13 protein-coding genes and 1 other RNA gene are annotated in these 16,365 nt (G+C 39.1%); 13 read left to right on the top strand and 1 reads right to left on the bottom strand.

Annotated elements, in window-relative coordinates; all coding sequences use genetic code 11:
• Positions 1 to 121 precede the first annotated feature (121 nt).
• From NSQ84_RS11075 to NSQ84_RS11035, 9 genes are all read left to right on the top strand, one after another.
• A complete protein-coding gene (locus NSQ84_RS11075; RefSeq protein WP_066251865.1) occupies positions 122 to 2,404 on the top strand; it encodes a DEAD/DEAH box helicase in 2,283 nt (760 codons plus the stop codon).
• Entirely contained in the window at positions 2,395 to 3,651 is a 1,257-nt protein-coding gene (locus tag NSQ84_RS11070) for a ribonuclease H-like domain-containing protein (RefSeq protein WP_066251863.1), read from the top strand. Before NSQ84_RS11075 ends, NSQ84_RS11070 begins: the two co-directional genes overlap by 10 nt.
• A 364-nt stretch (positions 3,652 to 4,015) precedes the next feature.
• On the top strand, positions 4,016 to 4,243 hold the full coding sequence (locus tag NSQ84_RS11065; protein ID WP_063388536.1) for a CotD family spore coat protein: 228 nt from the start codon (positions 4,016 to 4,018) through the stop codon (positions 4,241 to 4,243).
• Positions 4,244 to 4,430: 187 nt separating this feature from the next.
• Positions 4,431 to 4,730 (top strand): cell division regulator GpsB, encoded by a 300-nt coding sequence (gene gpsB / locus NSQ84_RS11060; RefSeq protein WP_063388535.1) that lies wholly within the window; start codon positions 4,431 to 4,433, stop codon positions 4,728 to 4,730.
• Positions 4,731 to 4,795: 65 nt separating this feature from the next.
• Positions 4,796 to 5,171: RNase P RNA component class B (gene rnpB / locus NSQ84_RS11055), an RNA gene on the top strand.
• 76 nt (positions 5,172 to 5,247) lie between these two features.
• Complete coding sequence (locus NSQ84_RS11050; protein WP_066251860.1) at positions 5,248 to 6,393, top strand: class I SAM-dependent RNA methyltransferase; 1,146 nt, start codon at positions 5,248 to 5,250, stop codon at positions 6,391 to 6,393.
• A gap of 58 nt (positions 6,394 to 6,451) precedes the next feature.
• Entirely contained in the window at positions 6,452 to 6,625 is a 174-nt protein-coding gene (locus NSQ84_RS11045) for a hypothetical protein (RefSeq protein ID WP_157728005.1), read from the top strand.
• 203 nt (positions 6,626 to 6,828) lie between these two features.
• Positions 6,829 to 8,739 carry an ATP-dependent DNA helicase gene (locus NSQ84_RS11040; protein ID WP_133309196.1) on the top strand — a complete coding sequence of 637 codons (1,911 nt, stop codon included), beginning with the start codon at positions 6,829 to 6,831 and terminating at the stop codon, positions 8,737 to 8,739.
• A 26-nt stretch (positions 8,740 to 8,765) separates the two neighbouring features.
• The gene (locus tag NSQ84_RS11035) at positions 8,766 to 10,289 is read left to right on the top strand and encodes a carboxypeptidase M32 (RefSeq protein WP_066251852.1); all 1,524 of its coding nucleotides are present in this window, start codon (positions 8,766 to 8,768) and stop codon (positions 10,287 to 10,289) included.
• A gap of 159 nt (positions 10,290 to 10,448) precedes the next feature.
• On the opposite strand, the gene NSQ84_RS11030 is transcribed toward NSQ84_RS11035, so the two are convergent.
• On the bottom strand, positions 10,449 to 11,354 hold the full coding sequence (locus NSQ84_RS11030) for a heme A synthase (protein WP_063388531.1): 906 nt from the start codon (positions 11,352 to 11,354) through the stop codon (positions 10,449 to 10,451).
• Positions 11,355 to 11,781: 427 nt separating this feature from the next.
• Between NSQ84_RS11030 and cyoE the strand changes: the two genes are divergently transcribed.
• The 4 genes from cyoE to ctaE all read left to right on the top strand — a co-directional run bounded on the left by cyoE (position 11,782) and on the right by ctaE (position 16,365).
• Positions 11,782 to 12,654: a heme o synthase gene (gene cyoE / locus NSQ84_RS11025; RefSeq protein WP_232515768.1), complete on the top strand. Its 873-nt coding sequence runs from the start codon at positions 11,782 to 11,784 to the stop codon at positions 12,652 to 12,654.
• A gap of 105 nt (positions 12,655 to 12,759) precedes the next feature.
• Complete coding sequence (gene coxB / locus NSQ84_RS11020) at positions 12,760 to 13,842, top strand: cytochrome c oxidase subunit II (RefSeq protein ID WP_063388529.1); 1,083 nt, start codon at positions 12,760 to 12,762, stop codon at positions 13,840 to 13,842.
• 31 nt (positions 13,843 to 13,873) lie between these two features.
• Positions 13,874 to 15,742: a cytochrome c oxidase subunit I gene (ctaD, locus tag NSQ84_RS11015; RefSeq protein WP_063388528.1), complete on the top strand. Its 1,869-nt coding sequence runs from the start codon at positions 13,874 to 13,876 to the stop codon at positions 15,740 to 15,742.
• Positions 15,742 to 16,365, top strand: coding sequence for a cytochrome c oxidase subunit III (gene ctaE, locus NSQ84_RS11010; RefSeq protein ID WP_066251850.1), 624 nt, complete (start codon positions 15,742 to 15,744; stop codon positions 16,363 to 16,365). The genes ctaD and ctaE overlap by 1 nt, the downstream gene beginning before the upstream one ends.

Below are 16,365 nucleotides of genomic sequence, written 5' to 3'. Positions count from 1 at the left end.
TTCACATTTATATGCAAAAGAGTTTCGAAAAGTTTATACGAAAGCTTCCAATGAAAACATGCTTTATTTACGAACGTTTATTCGTTAGAATAGATGTAGTGAATTCGAGGAGGAATGGGTCATGCTTGGGCGGAAACCTTTTGAAAAAGTCATCCATGATTTTAGACATGACGAGCGTTTTCGGGATCAGATTGTATATTGGCACACAATACCTGAAAAAGAAGCAATCACAGTTCCTTTTCCAGAAGATATGGATAACCGATTGAAGGAAATGTTGAAGAAAAAAGGAATTGAACAATTATACAGTCATCAAAAAGAAGCGTTTGAATTAGCGTTAAATCATCACAACATTGTCGCTGTAACCCCGACAGCGTCAGGAAAAACGTTGTGCTACAATTTGCCTGTTTTAAACGCAATATTAAAAAACAATAACACGAGAGCATTATATCTTTTTCCGACAAAGGCGCTAGCTCAGGATCAAAAAAGCGAACTGAATGAATGGATTGAAGGAATAAAAACGGAGATAAATTGCTATACATACGATGGAGATACTTCTCCAACGATCCGTCAAAAGATTCGAAAAGCTGGTCATATTGTTATGACAAATCCTGATATGCTACATTCAGGCATTTTACCGCATCATACGAAATGGGTGTCGCTTTTTGAAAACTTAAAATATGTCGTCATCGATGAATTGCATACATATCGCGGAGTATTTGGAAGCCATGTTGCGAATGTAATCAGAAGGCTGAAGAGAATTTGCCGATTTTACGGAAGCGACGTTCAATTTATATGTACGTCGGCAACGATTGCAAATCCGTTGGAATTTGCTGAAACATTGATTGGAGAGAAAGCGGTTCTTATTGATCGAAACGGAGCCCCAAGAAGCAAAAAACATTTCATCTTTTACAATCCGCCTGTTGTTAACAAGCCTCTCAATATCCGCAGAAGCGCCATGATTGATGTAAAAGAGATTGCGAAAGAATTTTTAAAAAACGACATTCAAACGATTGTGTTTGCTAGAAGCCGGACAAGGGTTGAAATTATTTTAACGTATCTGCAAGAGATGACGAAAAAGGAATTGGGATCGAAAACGATACGCGGATATCGCGGAGGTTATTTGCCGAAGCAGCGAAGGGAAATTGAAAAAGGCCTTAGAGAGGGAAAAATTAAAGGTGTCGTCAGCACCAATGCTTTGGAGCTAGGGGTTGATATCGGTCAGCTGCAGGTTTGCATTATGACAGGATACCCCGGATCGATTGCCAGCGCGTGGCAGCAATCAGGCCGGGCGGGCAGAAGGGAAGAGGAAGCAGCAATTATTCTCGTCGGAGGATCGAGTCCATTAGATCAATATATTTTAAAGCATCCAGAATATTTGTTTGAAAAAAATCCGGAAAGTGCGATCATTCATCCAGATAACTTAATCATTCTCGTAGATCATATAAAATGTGCGGCGTTTGAGCTTCCATTTCAGTCAGGTGAAACGTTAGATGGGGTGGAGGTTGACGATATACTTGATTTTCTGAAAGAGGAAGGCGTTCTTTACGAAAACGGAGGCAGATGGTATTGGATGAGCGATTCGTTTCCTGCACATGGGATCAGCTTGCGTTCTGCTTCTCAAGAAAATGTCGTAATTATTGACACTACAAATGGCGCAAATGTCATCGGGGAAATGGACCGATTCAGCGCCATGACGATGCTTCATGAAGAAGCGATCTATTTGCATGAAGGAAGGCAATTTCAGGTTGAAAAGCTCGATTGGGAAGAAAAAAAAGCATATGTTTCTGAAGTCAATGTTGACTATTTTACGGATGCGAACCTAGCTGTTCAATTGAAGGTGCTTGAGGTGGATCAGGAAAAGGAAAGCAAGAGCATGGAGATTGGATTTGGAGATGTCATGGTGCTTGCCCAACCGACGATATTTAAAAAAATCAAATTTGGCACACATGAGAACATTGGTTCTGGTCCTATTCATCTGCCGGAGGAAGAGCTTCATACAACAGGTGCTTGGATTAGCTTTAAAAATGACGTTTTTTCTGTTTTATCGGAAGAACAAATGGAAAAAGCTTTAGTCGGTATCAGCCATGCTTTAAAATATGTGAGTGCTCTTGCAGCAATGTGCGATCCAAACGATCTTGACGTTGTATTTCAAGTGAAATCCATTCACAACGGAAAACCAACCATCTATTTGTATGACCGATATCCAGGCGGAGTTGGGCTGGCGAAGAAAGTATTTGATGAGTTTGAATGCTTGCTTGAAAGAACGGAAGAAATGGTAACAAACTGTAAATGCGATGATGGCTGCCCTTCCTGCATCGGTCTTGATGGAGAATCGAGCGGAAGAAAGGAAGCGGCGCTTCTGCTGCTTCAATATATAAAGAAAGGACAGATTTTATGTCCATAAAACAAAAATTAAACAGATTAAAAAATCATATTGTTCATGAAGACGTATTGAAAAAGGAACAGGATATAGAGATTCCATATTTAAAACGCTGGGAAAGCGTTGGAGTCAAGCCGTTTTTCTTTGATGGCCAATATATTCTCATCCGTGAAGTAGAATATCCGCTCAATTATCGCCATGGATTGTATGAATTGAGCGAAGTAATTGATGTTGTAGATTACTGGAATGACAATGAAATGGAGCATCCGCTGTCAGCAAAAGGGCATAAACCTTATGAACTTTTCTTTTTCGATACGGAAACGACTGGTTTAAAGGGCGGAGCAGGCAATATGATCTTTTTACTTGGATTTGCGCGAATATTATTCGATAAAGTGGTGATCAAACAGCTTTTTTTGCCTGCTCCTGGCCATGAGGTTGCTTTATATCAACGGTTTTTAAGTGAAGTAAATATAAAAACATTAGTCACATACAATGGAAAAGCATTTGATTGGCCTCAAGTGAAAACGAGACATACTCTCATTCGCAATATGGTGCCGCAATTGCCTGAGTACGGCCATTTTGATTTATATCATGCAGCTAGACGTCTCTGGAAAAATAGATTGGAGTCGGTAAAATTATCAAATGTTGAAAAAGATATTTTGCAAGTGAACCGAAAGGAAGATACTCCCGGCTATTTAGCGCCGATCCTTTACCATCATTTTTTGAAAGACCCAAATCCTGATAGTGTGATCGGAATTTTTCAGCATAATGAGATGGATATTCTCTCCTTAATTTCACTTTATATTCATTTGTCAAAAAAGCTTTTGTTTCCCGATGACAACCATGATGATAAAGAACTGTTTGAAATGGCAAGATGGTTTCAAGCTCAAGGAAATGAAAAGCTTGCTTATTTTTCATATGCGAAAATAAACGAGCAGTCAAACAGCCTTCACCTCAAGGCGAAATTTGAAATGGCAATGCTGGCAAAACGAAACGGACGTTTGGATGAGGCAGTGAAACTATGGAGCGAAATTAAAAAACATGGACAAGGCTTTTTGAAAATAAAAGCTTTAGTCGAACTGGCCAAATTTTATGAGCATTATGAAAAAAATATTGATGCTGCATATATGGACACAAACGAAGCGATTCAAATTTTGAAACAGCTGGAAAGAATGGGAGTATCCAAACATTCAACACAAAAAGAAGAGCTGCTGAAAAGAAAATGGAGGCTGGAAAAGAAAAAAAATAAGTTGGAAGATTTGGAAAGATGAAACAATTACTCGATCACAACCGTCTAATATAAGGATTTGTTAAAAGGAATAGATGCCGGCGGCAACATATTTTGGTATTATATACGAGAAAAAACGGTATCGCCTATTAGATGCTTTTTCTGTCAAATATAAAAAAAGAAAAAGAAAAAGATTGACTAGCAAGACCTTCCATCGAACAAGAAGGTCTTTCTCTTTCAAAATTTTAATATAGTGCCTTAATCAATCGGTTATGAAGGAAATGCCTATACATGATAAATATCGCGCCTGCTTTTTTTTGAAAATAGGTATTTGAATTAGTACATGTACACTTTTATATTCATAGGCTAGTATTGTAAAAATAATAAATAGGAAGGAGTTATATAATATGAAATGCAGACCGAACGTTCTTCAGCCGATTGTTCATCCGACGAAATGCTGCGTCAATCATACACATTCAACAACAATCGTTCCTCATATCCATCCAATTCATACAACAAATGTTAATCATCAAATGTATCAACATTTGCATTATTTCCCGCATACTCAATCTGCGGTAAATAATGTGTCACATCAACATTTTCAGTGCATGGGACCTGGTCCGTTTCCGAGATAATCTTTGAGAAGGGGCTGAGTAACCAGCTCCTTCCGTTTATAATCATTATTTTTAAACCTCTGAAGGCTTCATTTTTTCCTATAATAGGATGGAGACATGTTATTACCATAAAGAATAAATTGACATTAATCAGGAAGTTTGAAAAAATATAGCCTAGGAGGACTTCTGACGATTGAGGTGAACCGAGTTGATTTCAGATAAAATTAGATTAACGGCGAAAGAAATTTTGGAAAAAGAGTTTAAAACTTCGATGCGCGGTTATAAACAAGAAGAAGTTGATAAATTTTTAGATATTATCATTAAAGATTACGAAACGTTTTACCAGGAGATTGAACAGTTGCGGCAGGAAAATATGCGGCTGAAAAAGCAGCTCGAAGAAGCATCGAAAAAACAACCGACGATGCAGGCGAATACAACGAACTTTGACATTTTGAAGCGTTTATCGAATTTAGAAAAACATGTATTTGGAAGCAAATTATATGAGTAATGTTCATGGATGCCACTTGAATTTTTTATTCATTTTCACTATACTACATAATGCGGTTTAGCATAACGTTCGGGTAATCGCTGCAACGGATCATCCGTTGTAGAGGAAAGTCCATGCTCGCACGGTGCTGAGATGCCCGTAGTGTTCGTGCCTAGCGAAACCATAAGCTAGGGCAGCCTTTTCGGCTGACGGCGGGGAACGTGCCTAAGCTATTGATTAGTATGGCACTATTACCCTGAAAGTGCCACAGTGACGTAGTCTTGCGAGAAATCGCAAGAGTGGAACGCGGTAAACCCCACGAGCGAGAAACCCAAATGATGGTAGGGGCACCTTCTCTGAGGAAATGAACGAGGAGAAGGACAGAAGGGCTAAAACCCTTCTGTAGATAGATGATTACCACCCATGTACAAGCTGCATGGGGACAAAACATGGCTTACAGAACGTTATGGAATAAACCGCAATTTTTCGTGCTCTCCATTTGGAGAGCTTTTATTTTCTGAAAAAGACAGGTGAAAAAATGAGCAAACGGTTTACATTGATTGCAACAGCTGCAATGGGAATTGAAGCGATTGTTGCATCAGAAGTGCGCAATCTAGGATATACATGCAAAGTGGAAAACGGAAAAGTAACGTTTGAAGGCGATGAACTGGCGATTTGCCGAGCGAATTTATGGCTTAGAACGGCTGATCGAGTGAAATTAAAAGTGGCTGAATTTTCGGCGACGACATTTGAAGAACTGTTTGAAAAAACGAAAGCCATTGATTGGGCGGATTTTTTGCCTGAAAACGCTCAATTTCCTGTCATCGGAAAATCGGTGAAATCAAAACTGGCAAGTGTTTCTGACTGCCAGAAAATTGTAAAAAAAGCAATAGTTGAAAAATTGAAGCAGCAGTACCGAAAAACGACCGATTGGTTAGAAGAGACAGGGGCGGTTTACAAGATTGAGATCTCTTTACATAAAGACATTGCTACACTGACCATTGATACGAGCGGAGACGGCCTCCATAAACGAGGATATCGCGCTCGAAAAGGAAATGCCCCTTTAAAAGAAACGCTCGCTGCTGCACTTATTTTGCTAACGAATTGGACTCCTGACAGACCTTTCTTTGATCCATTTTGTGGTTCAGGTACGATTCCGATTGAAGCGGCGTTAATTGGGCAAAATATCGCGCCCGGCTTCAATAGAGATTTTATTTCAGAGCAATGGGACTGGATCGGCAAGGATGTATGGAGAAGGGCAAGAGAAGAAGCAGAGGATTTAGCTAAATATGATATTCGCCTCGACTGCATCGGGACGGACATTGATCATAAAATGATTGAGATTTCAAAAGAAAATGCCATGGAGGCCGGGCTTTCGGATGTCATTACTTTTAAACAAATGCAAGTTAAAGATTTACGTACAGTGAAGGAATTTGGGGTAATAGTCGGGAATCCACCGTATGGTGAGCGACTCGGAGAACGAGAAGAAGTGGAGCAATTATATAAGGAAATGGGGAAAACATTCTCGCTGTTAGATACTTGGTCGATTTACATTTTGACAAGCAATAAAAGCTTTGAACAGTTTTACGGAAAAAAGGCGACAAAAAAACGGAAACTTTTTAACGGGTTTATCGAAACGCACTATTATCAGTATTGGGGACCTAAACCGCCCAAAAAAGCATAAATAATACCAGCTCTGCATAAATTAAAATGGATAAAATTTATACGGGGTTGGTTGATTTATGACAAAGGAAGAATATGCGATTATTTCTCGCGCATTAAAGAATACGTATACTGCGTTGGTAGAAAGAGGTTCAACAGAAAAAGCGCTCAGTCAAATCTTTGAAGCGGAAGGGCAATTGAAAAAGGCTATTTTTCACGGATCTCTTTCCGTTCGAGAGAAACGGCTTCCCTGAAAATGGGAAGTTTTTTCTGTTTTTAAATGATTTCGTTTCAACCGAGTCAATCGCTTATGCTTCAAACCTTACCGCTCGCTTCCTGCATAAGCGAGGTTGACATGATTCTAATTGAATCGCGCGCTGCCAGAAAAGATATTGACGTTAAGCGTAATAAGTGAAATAATTTTACTCTATGAATAATCACGGAGGTTGGAGTCATGATGTTTCAAGGTTTACCTTTCCCGCTGACAAAAAATGAAAGTTTTTATGAAGCGTTAAACAAATGGATCGGTGATGTTCTGTATGATATTTTGCCTGAAAAAGGCTTTGAATTGCGCGACGAACAAATTTTTATGGCTTTCCAGCTTGACAGAGCTTTTAAAGAAAAGAAAGTTATGTTTGCGGAAGCGGGAGTAGGGACAGGAAAAACGATTGTTTATTTGCTTTATGCGATTGCATATGCGCGATATACCGGAAGACCTGCCGTCATTGCCTGTGCGGACGAAGCTCTAATTGAACAGCTTGTCAAAAAACAAGGGGATATAAAAAAGCTTGAAGAAGCTCTAGGTCTAAAAGTGGATGTGCGATTGGCAAAATCGATGAACCAATATTTATGTTTGGACAAGCTTGAGGATTTGCTTGGAATGGACGATGATGAGGACTTTTTTGATCTTTATGAATCTCTCCCTGAATTCGTGCATGATCAGAGCGGATTGCAATCTTACTATCATTATGGAGACCGGAAGCAATACCCGTTTTTTTCCGATGAAAAATGGGAAAAAATCAGCTGGGATCCTTTTAAAAACTGTTTGTCATGCAGCAAAAGACATCGGTGCGGCTTAATTCTTTCCCGCGATTATTATCGGAAGGCGAAGGATTTAATCGTTTGCTCCCATGATTTTTATATGGAGCATATTTGGACGAAAGAATCCCGGAAACGTGAAGGACAGCTCCCGCTTCTCCCAGAGCACAGTTGCGTCGTGTTTGATGAAGGCCATTTATTAGAATTTGCGGCTCAAAAGGCACTTACGTATCAAGTGAAAAAAGAAACGCTAGCAGCATATTTAGAAAAAATTTTAAAGAACAACATTCGTGAACAACTTGCAGAAATGGTCGAAGAAGCGCTTTTAGCGAACGATCATTTTTTTCATATGCTGTTTAAAAGTGCACATCAAAAGGAAGGCTCCAATCGGTTGACAATCACGAGAACAGACGATTTGTTAGAAGCGGCCGGAAATTTGTATGAACGATTGAATCAGCTGTCTGAAGCTTTAGTTTTTGAAAGTGAACTATATACCATTGATGAATATAGCTTAAAGATTGTGGAAGAATACCTTGATCAAATGGAATTTTCTTTTCGCTTGTTTTTACAATTTGACAACACAATTACCTGGCTTGAACAAAACGGCGCGTCATCTTCTTTTGTGATCATGCCGCAAAGGATAGAAGATATTTTAAAAGAAAAAGTGTTTTCTCATAAAATACCTTATATCTTTTCATCAGCCACTTTATCGGATCAAAACGGATCGTTTGCTTATTTAGCGAATAGCCTTGGTATAAAAGATTATCTATCATTCTCCGTTTCCTCTCCTTTTGACTATGAAAAAAATATGAAAGTGTTTGTAAAAAAAGGTACGAGCGAGGAAAAATTGAACTGGACGGAATCTGTCATAAAATCAAACAAAGGGCGCACGTTAATTTTATGCAGAACGAAAGAGGAGCTGCTTTTCTTAAAAAAACATTTACCAAGCTTTTGGCATTCATGTTTATTTGAAGGAGATTATGAAATCAGCGAATTAGTGGCATGTTTTGAAAGAGATCCGGAAACCGTTTTGTGCGCTGTGCATTTATGGGAGGGGCTTGACGTTCCAGGACCGTCGCTTGAACATGTGATCATTTGGTCGCTTCCATTCCCGCCGGATGATCCTGTATTTGATGCGAAACGAAAATCCGCAACAGATCCTTTTTATGAAGTGGATCTTCCGTATATGATACTGCGGCTGAAGCAAGGGGTTGGACGCCTCCTTCGCACGAAAGATGACCATGGTACTATAACGATTTTTATCAGCAAAGATGAGGGAGAAAATATTGTTTCGGAGGTCGTAAAAGCGTTGCCTGTCAAACCGAGCTGAAATATATTTTCAATTGGAAGAAGGGGATGATCAAAATGGGCTTAAAAGAAAAAGAACAAAAATTTTTCGATTACTTAAAGAAAATGGAAAGCTATGAAGAAGCATTAAATTTAATGTATTGGGATTTACGGACGGGTGCGCCGAAAAATGGATTGGAGCGGCGAGCTGAAACAATCGGCATTCTTTCTGAAGAGTGGTTCCAGATGTCCGTTTCAGATACTATGAAAGAGTTTCTTGATGAATTAACAGAAAAACATGTTTATGACAATCTCTCTTCGGTGACAAAGAAAGCTCTTCAGGAATGCAGAGAGGAGTATGAAAAAAACATTAAGATTCCGAAAGAGGAATATAAAGAATATGTCATTCTCCAATCAAAAAGCGAATCAGTTTGGGAAGAAGCGAAAGCAAATGCAGATTTCAATCAGTTTGCTCCTTATTTAGAAAAATTAATAGAATTCAATAAAAAGTTTATTTCCTATTGGGGCTATAAGGGACATAAATATAATACGCTCCTTCATTTGTATGAACCAGGAATAACTGTGGAGACGCTTGACAAGGTTTTTGCAGAGCTAAAAAAACATATCGTCCCATTAGTACAACAAATTGTAGAATCATCAAAAAAAATCGACGTTTCGTTTTTGCACAAACCGTTTCCGAAAGAAAAACAGCGAAAGTTTTCCGAATATATTTTAAAGGAAATAGGCTACAATTTTGATGCCGGCCGCCTTGATGAAACCGTCCATCCTTTTGAAATTCGAATGAACCGGGGAGATGTTCGAATTACAACAAAGTATGATGAAACAGATTTTCGAACGGCCGTTTTCGGAACCATTCATGAAGCCGGACATGCGATTTATGAGCAAAACATAAATGAAGAACTGGAAGGAACTCCTCTTGCTGACGGCGCTTCAATGGGGATTCATGAATCTCAATCATTATTTTATGAAAATTTAATTGGGCGAAACTATCATTTCTGGAAGCGATATTACAACCAACTTAAAACGTATGCTCCAAACCAATTTACTGGGGTTTCTTTAAATGATTTTTACAGAGCGATCAATGAAGTTAAACCATCGCTGATCCGTATTGAAGCAGATGAATTGACATATTGTCTTCATATCATTGTACGCTATGAAATAGAAAAATTGCTGTTTGAAGGAAATTTGGATGTGTCTGATCTTCCAAAAGTTTGGAATGATAAATATAGCGAATATTTAGGTATTGCTCCAGATCATGATGGAAACGGGGTGCTTCAAGATGTTCATTGGGCGGGAGGAAGCTTTGGCTATTTCCCTTCATATGCTTTAGGATATATGTATGCAACGCAATTGATGCAAAAAATGGAGCAGGATCTTTCGAATGTTGAAGAACTTATTGAAAACGGAGAATTTCAGCAAATTCAAAGCTGGCTGACAAAACATGTTCATCTATATGGCAAAATGAAAAAACCGCTGGAAATATTAAAGGATGCGACTGGCGAATCGTTGAATCCGGCATATTTTATTCAGTATTTAGAAAAGAAATATAAAGACATTTACAGTCTTGATTAAAAGATTCGTTTGGAAAACTTTCCATCGTCAATCAGGGAAAAATTGTTTCGATTTTTAAAATGACATCCCACATTCTTAAAAAAAAATAAAAGATGGCGGATATCAGCTCTTTCGCCGATTTCCGCCATCATCAATTCTAAAGGCTTTAGACAGAGCCTTTTAATCATTCGAAGCTTTTGCCCGGCCTGCAAGAAGAACAAAATAGCACAACAGCCCGAACAAGCAGGAAATAAATAAAGCATGTGCCAAGGCAAGATAAAGATTTAAATCAGACAAGATCACGGATATGCCGGATAATGCTTGGAGAAGAATGAGAATGAAAGCTATAATCCAACCCCAATACATCACTTTTTGATCTTTATAATGTTTTATCGCATGAATAGTGGCAACCGCAATCCAAATAAACAGCAAGCCTGCTGCAAAGCGGTGGCCCATTTGCACCCATTCATGGACGGTTTGCGGGAACAAGCGATTTTCGCTGCAAAAAGGAATGCTTGGACAAGCTAGACTTGCGCCTTTATGCCGAACATATGCACCTGTGTAAATGACAATATAACTGTAAGTAATAATGCCATAAATATGAAATCGCATTTTTTTCCCAATGACAGCATTATCTGCGTCAAATTTTTTATCAACTTCAAAAATCAGCAGAGTAAGCAGCAAAACAGCTGCAAATGAAATGAGGGAAATTCCAAAATGAAGTGCAAGAACGGCATCGGATTGCCCCCATACGACAGCTGCAGCACCGATTAGCGCCTGCAAAACAATAAAAAAGATGGCCAGAAAACAAAGCAGCTTTGTTTCTTTTTTATGCCCGATCGCTTTCCAAGCCCAAATAACAAGACATAAAACAAGGATTCCTGCAATTCCGCTCACAAGTCGGTGTGAAAGTTCAATGATTGTTTCTAATGTCAAAGGGTCTGGAAGAACTTTTCCGTGGCAAAGCGGCCAAGACCGGCCGCATCCTTGAGATGATCCTGTTTTTGTTACGAGTGCTCCGCCAATTAAAACGAATAGCATGACGATTGTTGTCACGACGCCAAGCCATTTTAATAAATAGTGCATGTCTCATTCACCTTCTAACATCTTTAATAAGTTTAAAAAGCCGAAAGAAACTCCATAATGGGTATAGAAACATCAAACTTCGAAACAAATAGTTTCTTGTAGAATCAGAAAAAGCTTGAATATTCAAAAGGAGTTTGCTAGAAATATTATGGGGAAGGCATTTTGCCGAAACGTTCGACCAACTATTATTATAATCGGAAAATATTTTATTTTTAACCGCTTCACAATTTCGACAAACTTTATTCGCGAAATGTACACAAAAAATTGACGAATTATGGTTTAATACTATATGAATGCTTTTTTGTCTCGTGTTTTTTTTATATGATAGAGGCAAACGCTAAATGGTCTCAGATAGGAGGCCGTCCCAGAGGAGGTCATTCAATTGGGTAATACAAGGGGCGAAGTTGTTTTAAACGATCGGCAAGAAATAGAAGTGGCAACTTCCGCTTGGAAAGATTTTTTATCATTAATTAAAATCGGAATCGTCAACTCCAATTTAATCACCACTTTTACCGGAATATGGTTGGCATTATATTTCAGCGGTAAAGGTTTTCTTGAAAATATAGATATTGTTGTGTTTACATTGCTTGGAACAGCAGCTATTATTGCTGGATCTTGCGCAATCAACAATTTTTATGACAGAGATATTGACCATGTAATGGAAAGAACAAGATTACGCCCAACCGTAACGGGCCGTATAAGCTCGTTTCAAGTATTGCTGCTGGGGACCGGCTTCATTTCCATTGGAACGATTTTGCTTCTAATGGTTTCTGTTTCCGCAGCCGTCATTGGTTTGTTAGGCGTGTTTTCCTACATAGTGCTATACACGATGTGGACAAAACGCCAATATACGATCAATACGGTAGTCGGCAGCATCGCTGGAGCTGTTCCGCCGCTGATTGGATGGGCTGCAGTTGATGATTTAAATATCATTGCATGGATTTTATTTCTAATCATGTTTATTTGGCAGCCGCCTCATTTCTTGGCACTTGCGATGAAGCGTTCGGAAGAATACCGTAAAGCTGGAATTCCGATGCTTCCAGTTGTTCATGGCTTTGAGGTGACGAAAAGACAAATCATTGTTTGGGTTGCCTGCTTGCTGCCCCTTCCTTTTTATTTGTTTAGCCTAGGCATTGGCTTCATCGTTTTGGCTACTGTATTGAACATTATTTGGTTGATTTTGTCATTAATTGGACTGAAAATGAAAAATGATTTAAAATGGTCTAAGTGGATGTTTATCTATTCAATTAACTATTTAACCATTTTGTTTGTGGCTATGGTTGCCTTTTCAATAATTTAACGTTCGGTAGTAATTCTTTCTAGATAAGAATTTATTCATAGAAGGAATTCTTCATTTTTTCTTTATGAACAGGATTTAACAAAGAAAGAGGGGTTTGATTTAGCGATGAAAAAGCTGAAATGGCGTCTTTTGTTACTACTTTCAGTCATGACGCTCGTATTGTCAGGCTGCGGCGAACCGTTTATTTCCACGCTGATTCCAGCTGGAGAAGTTGCCGATGAACAATTTTCGCTCATGATGTTGAGTACGGCAATCATGGTGATTGTTGTTGCAGTCGTAACGATTATTTTTATTTATGTCTTAATGAAATTCCGCCGGAAAGGAAGCGATAAAATTCCGGTACAAGTGGAAGGAAGCCATAAGCTTGAAATCATTTGGACTGTTATTCCTATATTATTGCTGATTGTATTGGCAGTTCCGGTAGTTGCTTCCACCTTTAATTTGGCGGATACCGACCCAATGAAAAAAGCGTTGGCAGATGATAAAAATGGAGGAAAAGATCCTCTTGTTGTCAATGTAAGAGCAAGTTTGTATTGGTGGGAATTTGAATATCCTGGCTATGGAGTCATTACAAGCCAAGATTTAGTCTTGCCGACAGATGAAAAAGTTTATTTTAACTTAAAAGCATCAGATGTGAAGCACTCATTCTGGATTCCTCCAGTTGGTGGTAAAATCGATACAAACACAGATAATGAGAACCAGTTCTGGTTAAAAATTGATTCAAAACGTGCGAAGGAAGCTGAAAACATTTTTTACGGGAAATGTGCTGAATTATGCGGACCATCTCACGCATTGATGGACTTTAAAGTGAAGGCGGTTTCCCGAGATGAATTTAATTCTTGGATTAATAAAATGAAAAATTTCAAAGCTGAAACTGTTGCTCAAACAGCGTCTGCAAAACAGGGAGAACAAGTGTTCAAAGATAAAGGCTGTATCGGCTGCCATGCAGTATCACCAGCTGATAACCGACCTGAACAAGCACGAACGGCACCTAACTTAGCTAACTTTGCTGATCGTGAACGAGTAGCCGGCATCTTGGAACACAATGAAGAAAATATTAAAAACTGGTTGAAAGATCCTGAAAAATATAAACCTGGCAACACAATGACAGGCACATACGGTAAGTTGACTGAAGAAGAACTTCAAGCATTAACAGATTATTTACAAAGCCTATCAGTTGAAAAGTAATGCTCACTAATTATAAAAGGGAGGTTACATCGTGAGTACGTTAGCTCGGAAAAAAGGGTTCTGGCCAACGGTTTGGGACTATTTGACAACTGTTGACCATAAAAAGATTGCCATCCTTTATTTAATCGCTGGAGGACTCTTTTTTGTAATTGGTGGAATTGAAGCGCTTTTGATGCGTATTCAATTGGCCATTCCAGAAAATGACTTTGTCAGTGCAGGTACGTTTAACGAATTGATGACAATGCACGGTACAACGATGATATTTTTAGCAGCTACGCCGTTATTGTTTGCATATATGAACGCAGTTGTTCCACTCCAAATTGGGGCTCGTGACGTTGCGTTTCCGTTTTTGAATTCTTTAGGCTTTTGGTTGTTTTTCTTTGGCGGTGTTTTCTTAAATTTAAGCTGGTTTTTAGGCGGGGCACCTGATGCTGGCTGGACGGCATACGCTTCAGTGGCCTTGAATTCTCCTGGACATGGAGTAGACTTTTATATACTTGGCTTGCAAATTTCCGGATTAGGAACATTAATTTCCGGGATCAATTTTCTTGTTACGATTATTAATATGCGTGCACCCGGAATGACATACATGCGGATGCCATTGTTTACATGGACTACTTTTGTAGCATCAGGACTTATTTTGTTTGCGTTCCCACCGCTGACTGTTGGAATTGCGCTTTTAATGTTTGACCGTTTATTTGGCGGGAACTTTTTCAATCCGGCTTTAGGCGGGAATACGATCATTTATGAACATATTTTCTGGATTTTTGGACATCCTGAAGTTTACATTTTAGTTTTGCCGGCATTCGGAATTTTTTCAGAAATTATTCCAACTTTTGCTCGGAAAAGATTGTTTGGGTACACATCAATGGTGTTTGCAACAGTGTTGATCGGATTTTTAGGATTCATGGTGTGGGCGCACCACATGTTTACAACAGGTCTTGGTCCGATTGCCAATGCGATTTTTGCAGTTGCAACTATGACAATTGGTGTGCCGACAGGAATTAAAGTGTTTAACTGGCTCTTTACAATGTGGGGCGGAAGCATCCGCTTTACAACACCGATGCTTTATGCAGTCGGTTTTATTCCATCATTTGTTATGGGTGGTGTAACTGGAGTCATGCTCGCTGCTGCTCCAGCCGATTATCAATACCACGATACTTACTTTGTTGTTGCACACTTCCACTACGTAATTGTTGGTGGTGTTGTATTTGCTATTTTGGCTGCTGCCCATTATTGGTGGCCAAAAATGTTTGGAAAAATGTTAAATGAGACGCTTGGTAAAATAACATTTGTATTATTTTTCATCGGTTTCCATTTAACGTTCTTTATCCAGCATTTCCTTGGTTTAATGGGTATGCCGCGCCGCGTGTTCACATTCTTATCAGGCCAAGGCTTTGATACTGGAAACTTGATCAGTACAATAGGTGCGGTTCTGATGGGGATAGCAGTAGTCGTTCTCTTGATCAATGTTGTGGTTACTTCTGTGAAGGGAGAAAAAGTAGGTGCAGATCCTTGGGAAGATGGACGTTCACTAGAGTGGGCAGTTGCATCACCTCCACCTGAATACAACTTTAAACAAACTCCGCTTGTTCGCGGATTAGATCCTTTATGGATTGAAAAAATGGAGGGCAAAAAAGGCTTAACACCTGCTGAACCGCTAAGCGATATTCATATGCCGAACTCTTCAATCTTGCCTTTTATTATTTCAATAGGCTTATTCATTGCCGCTTTCGGCCTCATGTACCACAATGACTATTCGTGGGGTGTGCCGGTTGCTATTATCGGCTTTATCATTACGTTCGGTACGATGTTTTTACGCTCGATTATTGATGACCATGGATACCATATTCATAAAGAAGACCTTTTAAAAGATGATAATGGGGGGGTTCAGGCATAATGCATTTAGAAGAAAAATTAACGGCTGAAACGTTTCCTGAGCAGCCAGAAAAGGCCACCCTCGAAGGGAAAAATAAGTTTATTGGTTTTTGGGTTTTCTTAGGCGGCGAAACAGTATTGTTTGCCACGTTGTTTGCTACGTTTCTAGCGTTGAGAGATTCCACCGCTGGCGGGGCCTCAACGCAGGAGCTCTTTGACATCAAATTAGTATTTGTAGCGACAATGCTTTTATTAACAAGCAGTTTGACAAGCGTCTATGCAATTTATCATATGAAAAACTTTCAATTTGGCAAAATGCAGTTCTGGTTTGGAGTCACCGTTTTATTAGGTCTTGCGTTCTTAATTTTGGAAATTTATGAATTTAATCATTACATGCATGAATTTGAATTTAAGTTGACAAGCAGTGCGCTTGGTTCAGCCTTTTACACGCTAGTAGGAACACACGGTGCACACGTTGCCTTCGGGCTTCTCTGGATCACAACGCTGATGATTCGAAATGCAAAACGCGGATTAAACTTATACAACGCTCCTAAATATTACGTCGCAAGCCTTTATTGGCACTTTATCGACGTTGTTTGGGTATTTATATTCACAGTTGTATACTTAATGGGAATGGTGGGATAA

The organism is Aeribacillus sp. FSL K6-3256, from assembly GCF_037965805.1.
GTDB classification, from domain to species: domain Bacteria; phylum Bacillota; class Bacilli; order Bacillales; family Aeribacillaceae; genus Aeribacillus; species Aeribacillus composti.
The sequence above is the reverse complement of the archived record's forward strand: the minus strand, read 5'-3'. Positions and strand labels throughout refer to the sequence as shown.

Bases quoted from the DNA above. Each gene is read 5' to 3' on its own strand.
- NSQ84_RS11075 (WP_066251865.1), top strand. From the start codon at position 122: ATGCTTGGGCGGAAACCTTTTGAAAAAGTCATCCATGATTTTAGACAT.
- NSQ84_RS11070 (WP_066251863.1), top strand. From the start codon at position 2,395: ATGTCCATAAAACAAAAATTAAACAGATTAAAAAATCATATTGTTCAT.
- NSQ84_RS11065 (WP_063388536.1), top strand. From the start codon at position 4,016: ATGAAATGCAGACCGAACGTTCTTCAGCCGATTGTTCATCCGACGAAA.
- NSQ84_RS11050 (WP_066251860.1), top strand. From the start codon at position 5,248: ATGAGCAAACGGTTTACATTGATTGCAACAGCTGCAATGGGAATTGAA.
- NSQ84_RS11045 (WP_157728005.1), top strand. From the start codon at position 6,452: ATGACAAAGGAAGAATATGCGATTATTTCTCGCGCATTAAAGAATACG.
- NSQ84_RS11040 (WP_133309196.1), top strand. From the start codon at position 6,829: ATGTTTCAAGGTTTACCTTTCCCGCTGACAAAAAATGAAAGTTTTTAT.
- NSQ84_RS11035 (WP_066251852.1), top strand. From the start codon at position 8,766: ATGATCAAAATGGGCTTAAAAGAAAAAGAACAAAAATTTTTCGATTAC.
- NSQ84_RS11030 (WP_063388531.1), bottom strand. From the start codon at position 11,354: ATGCACTATTTATTAAAATGGCTTGGCGTCGTGACAACAATCGTCATG.
- coxB (WP_063388529.1), top strand. From the start codon at position 12,760: ATGAAAAAGCTGAAATGGCGTCTTTTGTTACTACTTTCAGTCATGACG.
- ctaE (WP_066251850.1), top strand. From the start codon at position 15,742: ATGCATTTAGAAGAAAAATTAACGGCTGAAACGTTTCCTGAGCAGCCA.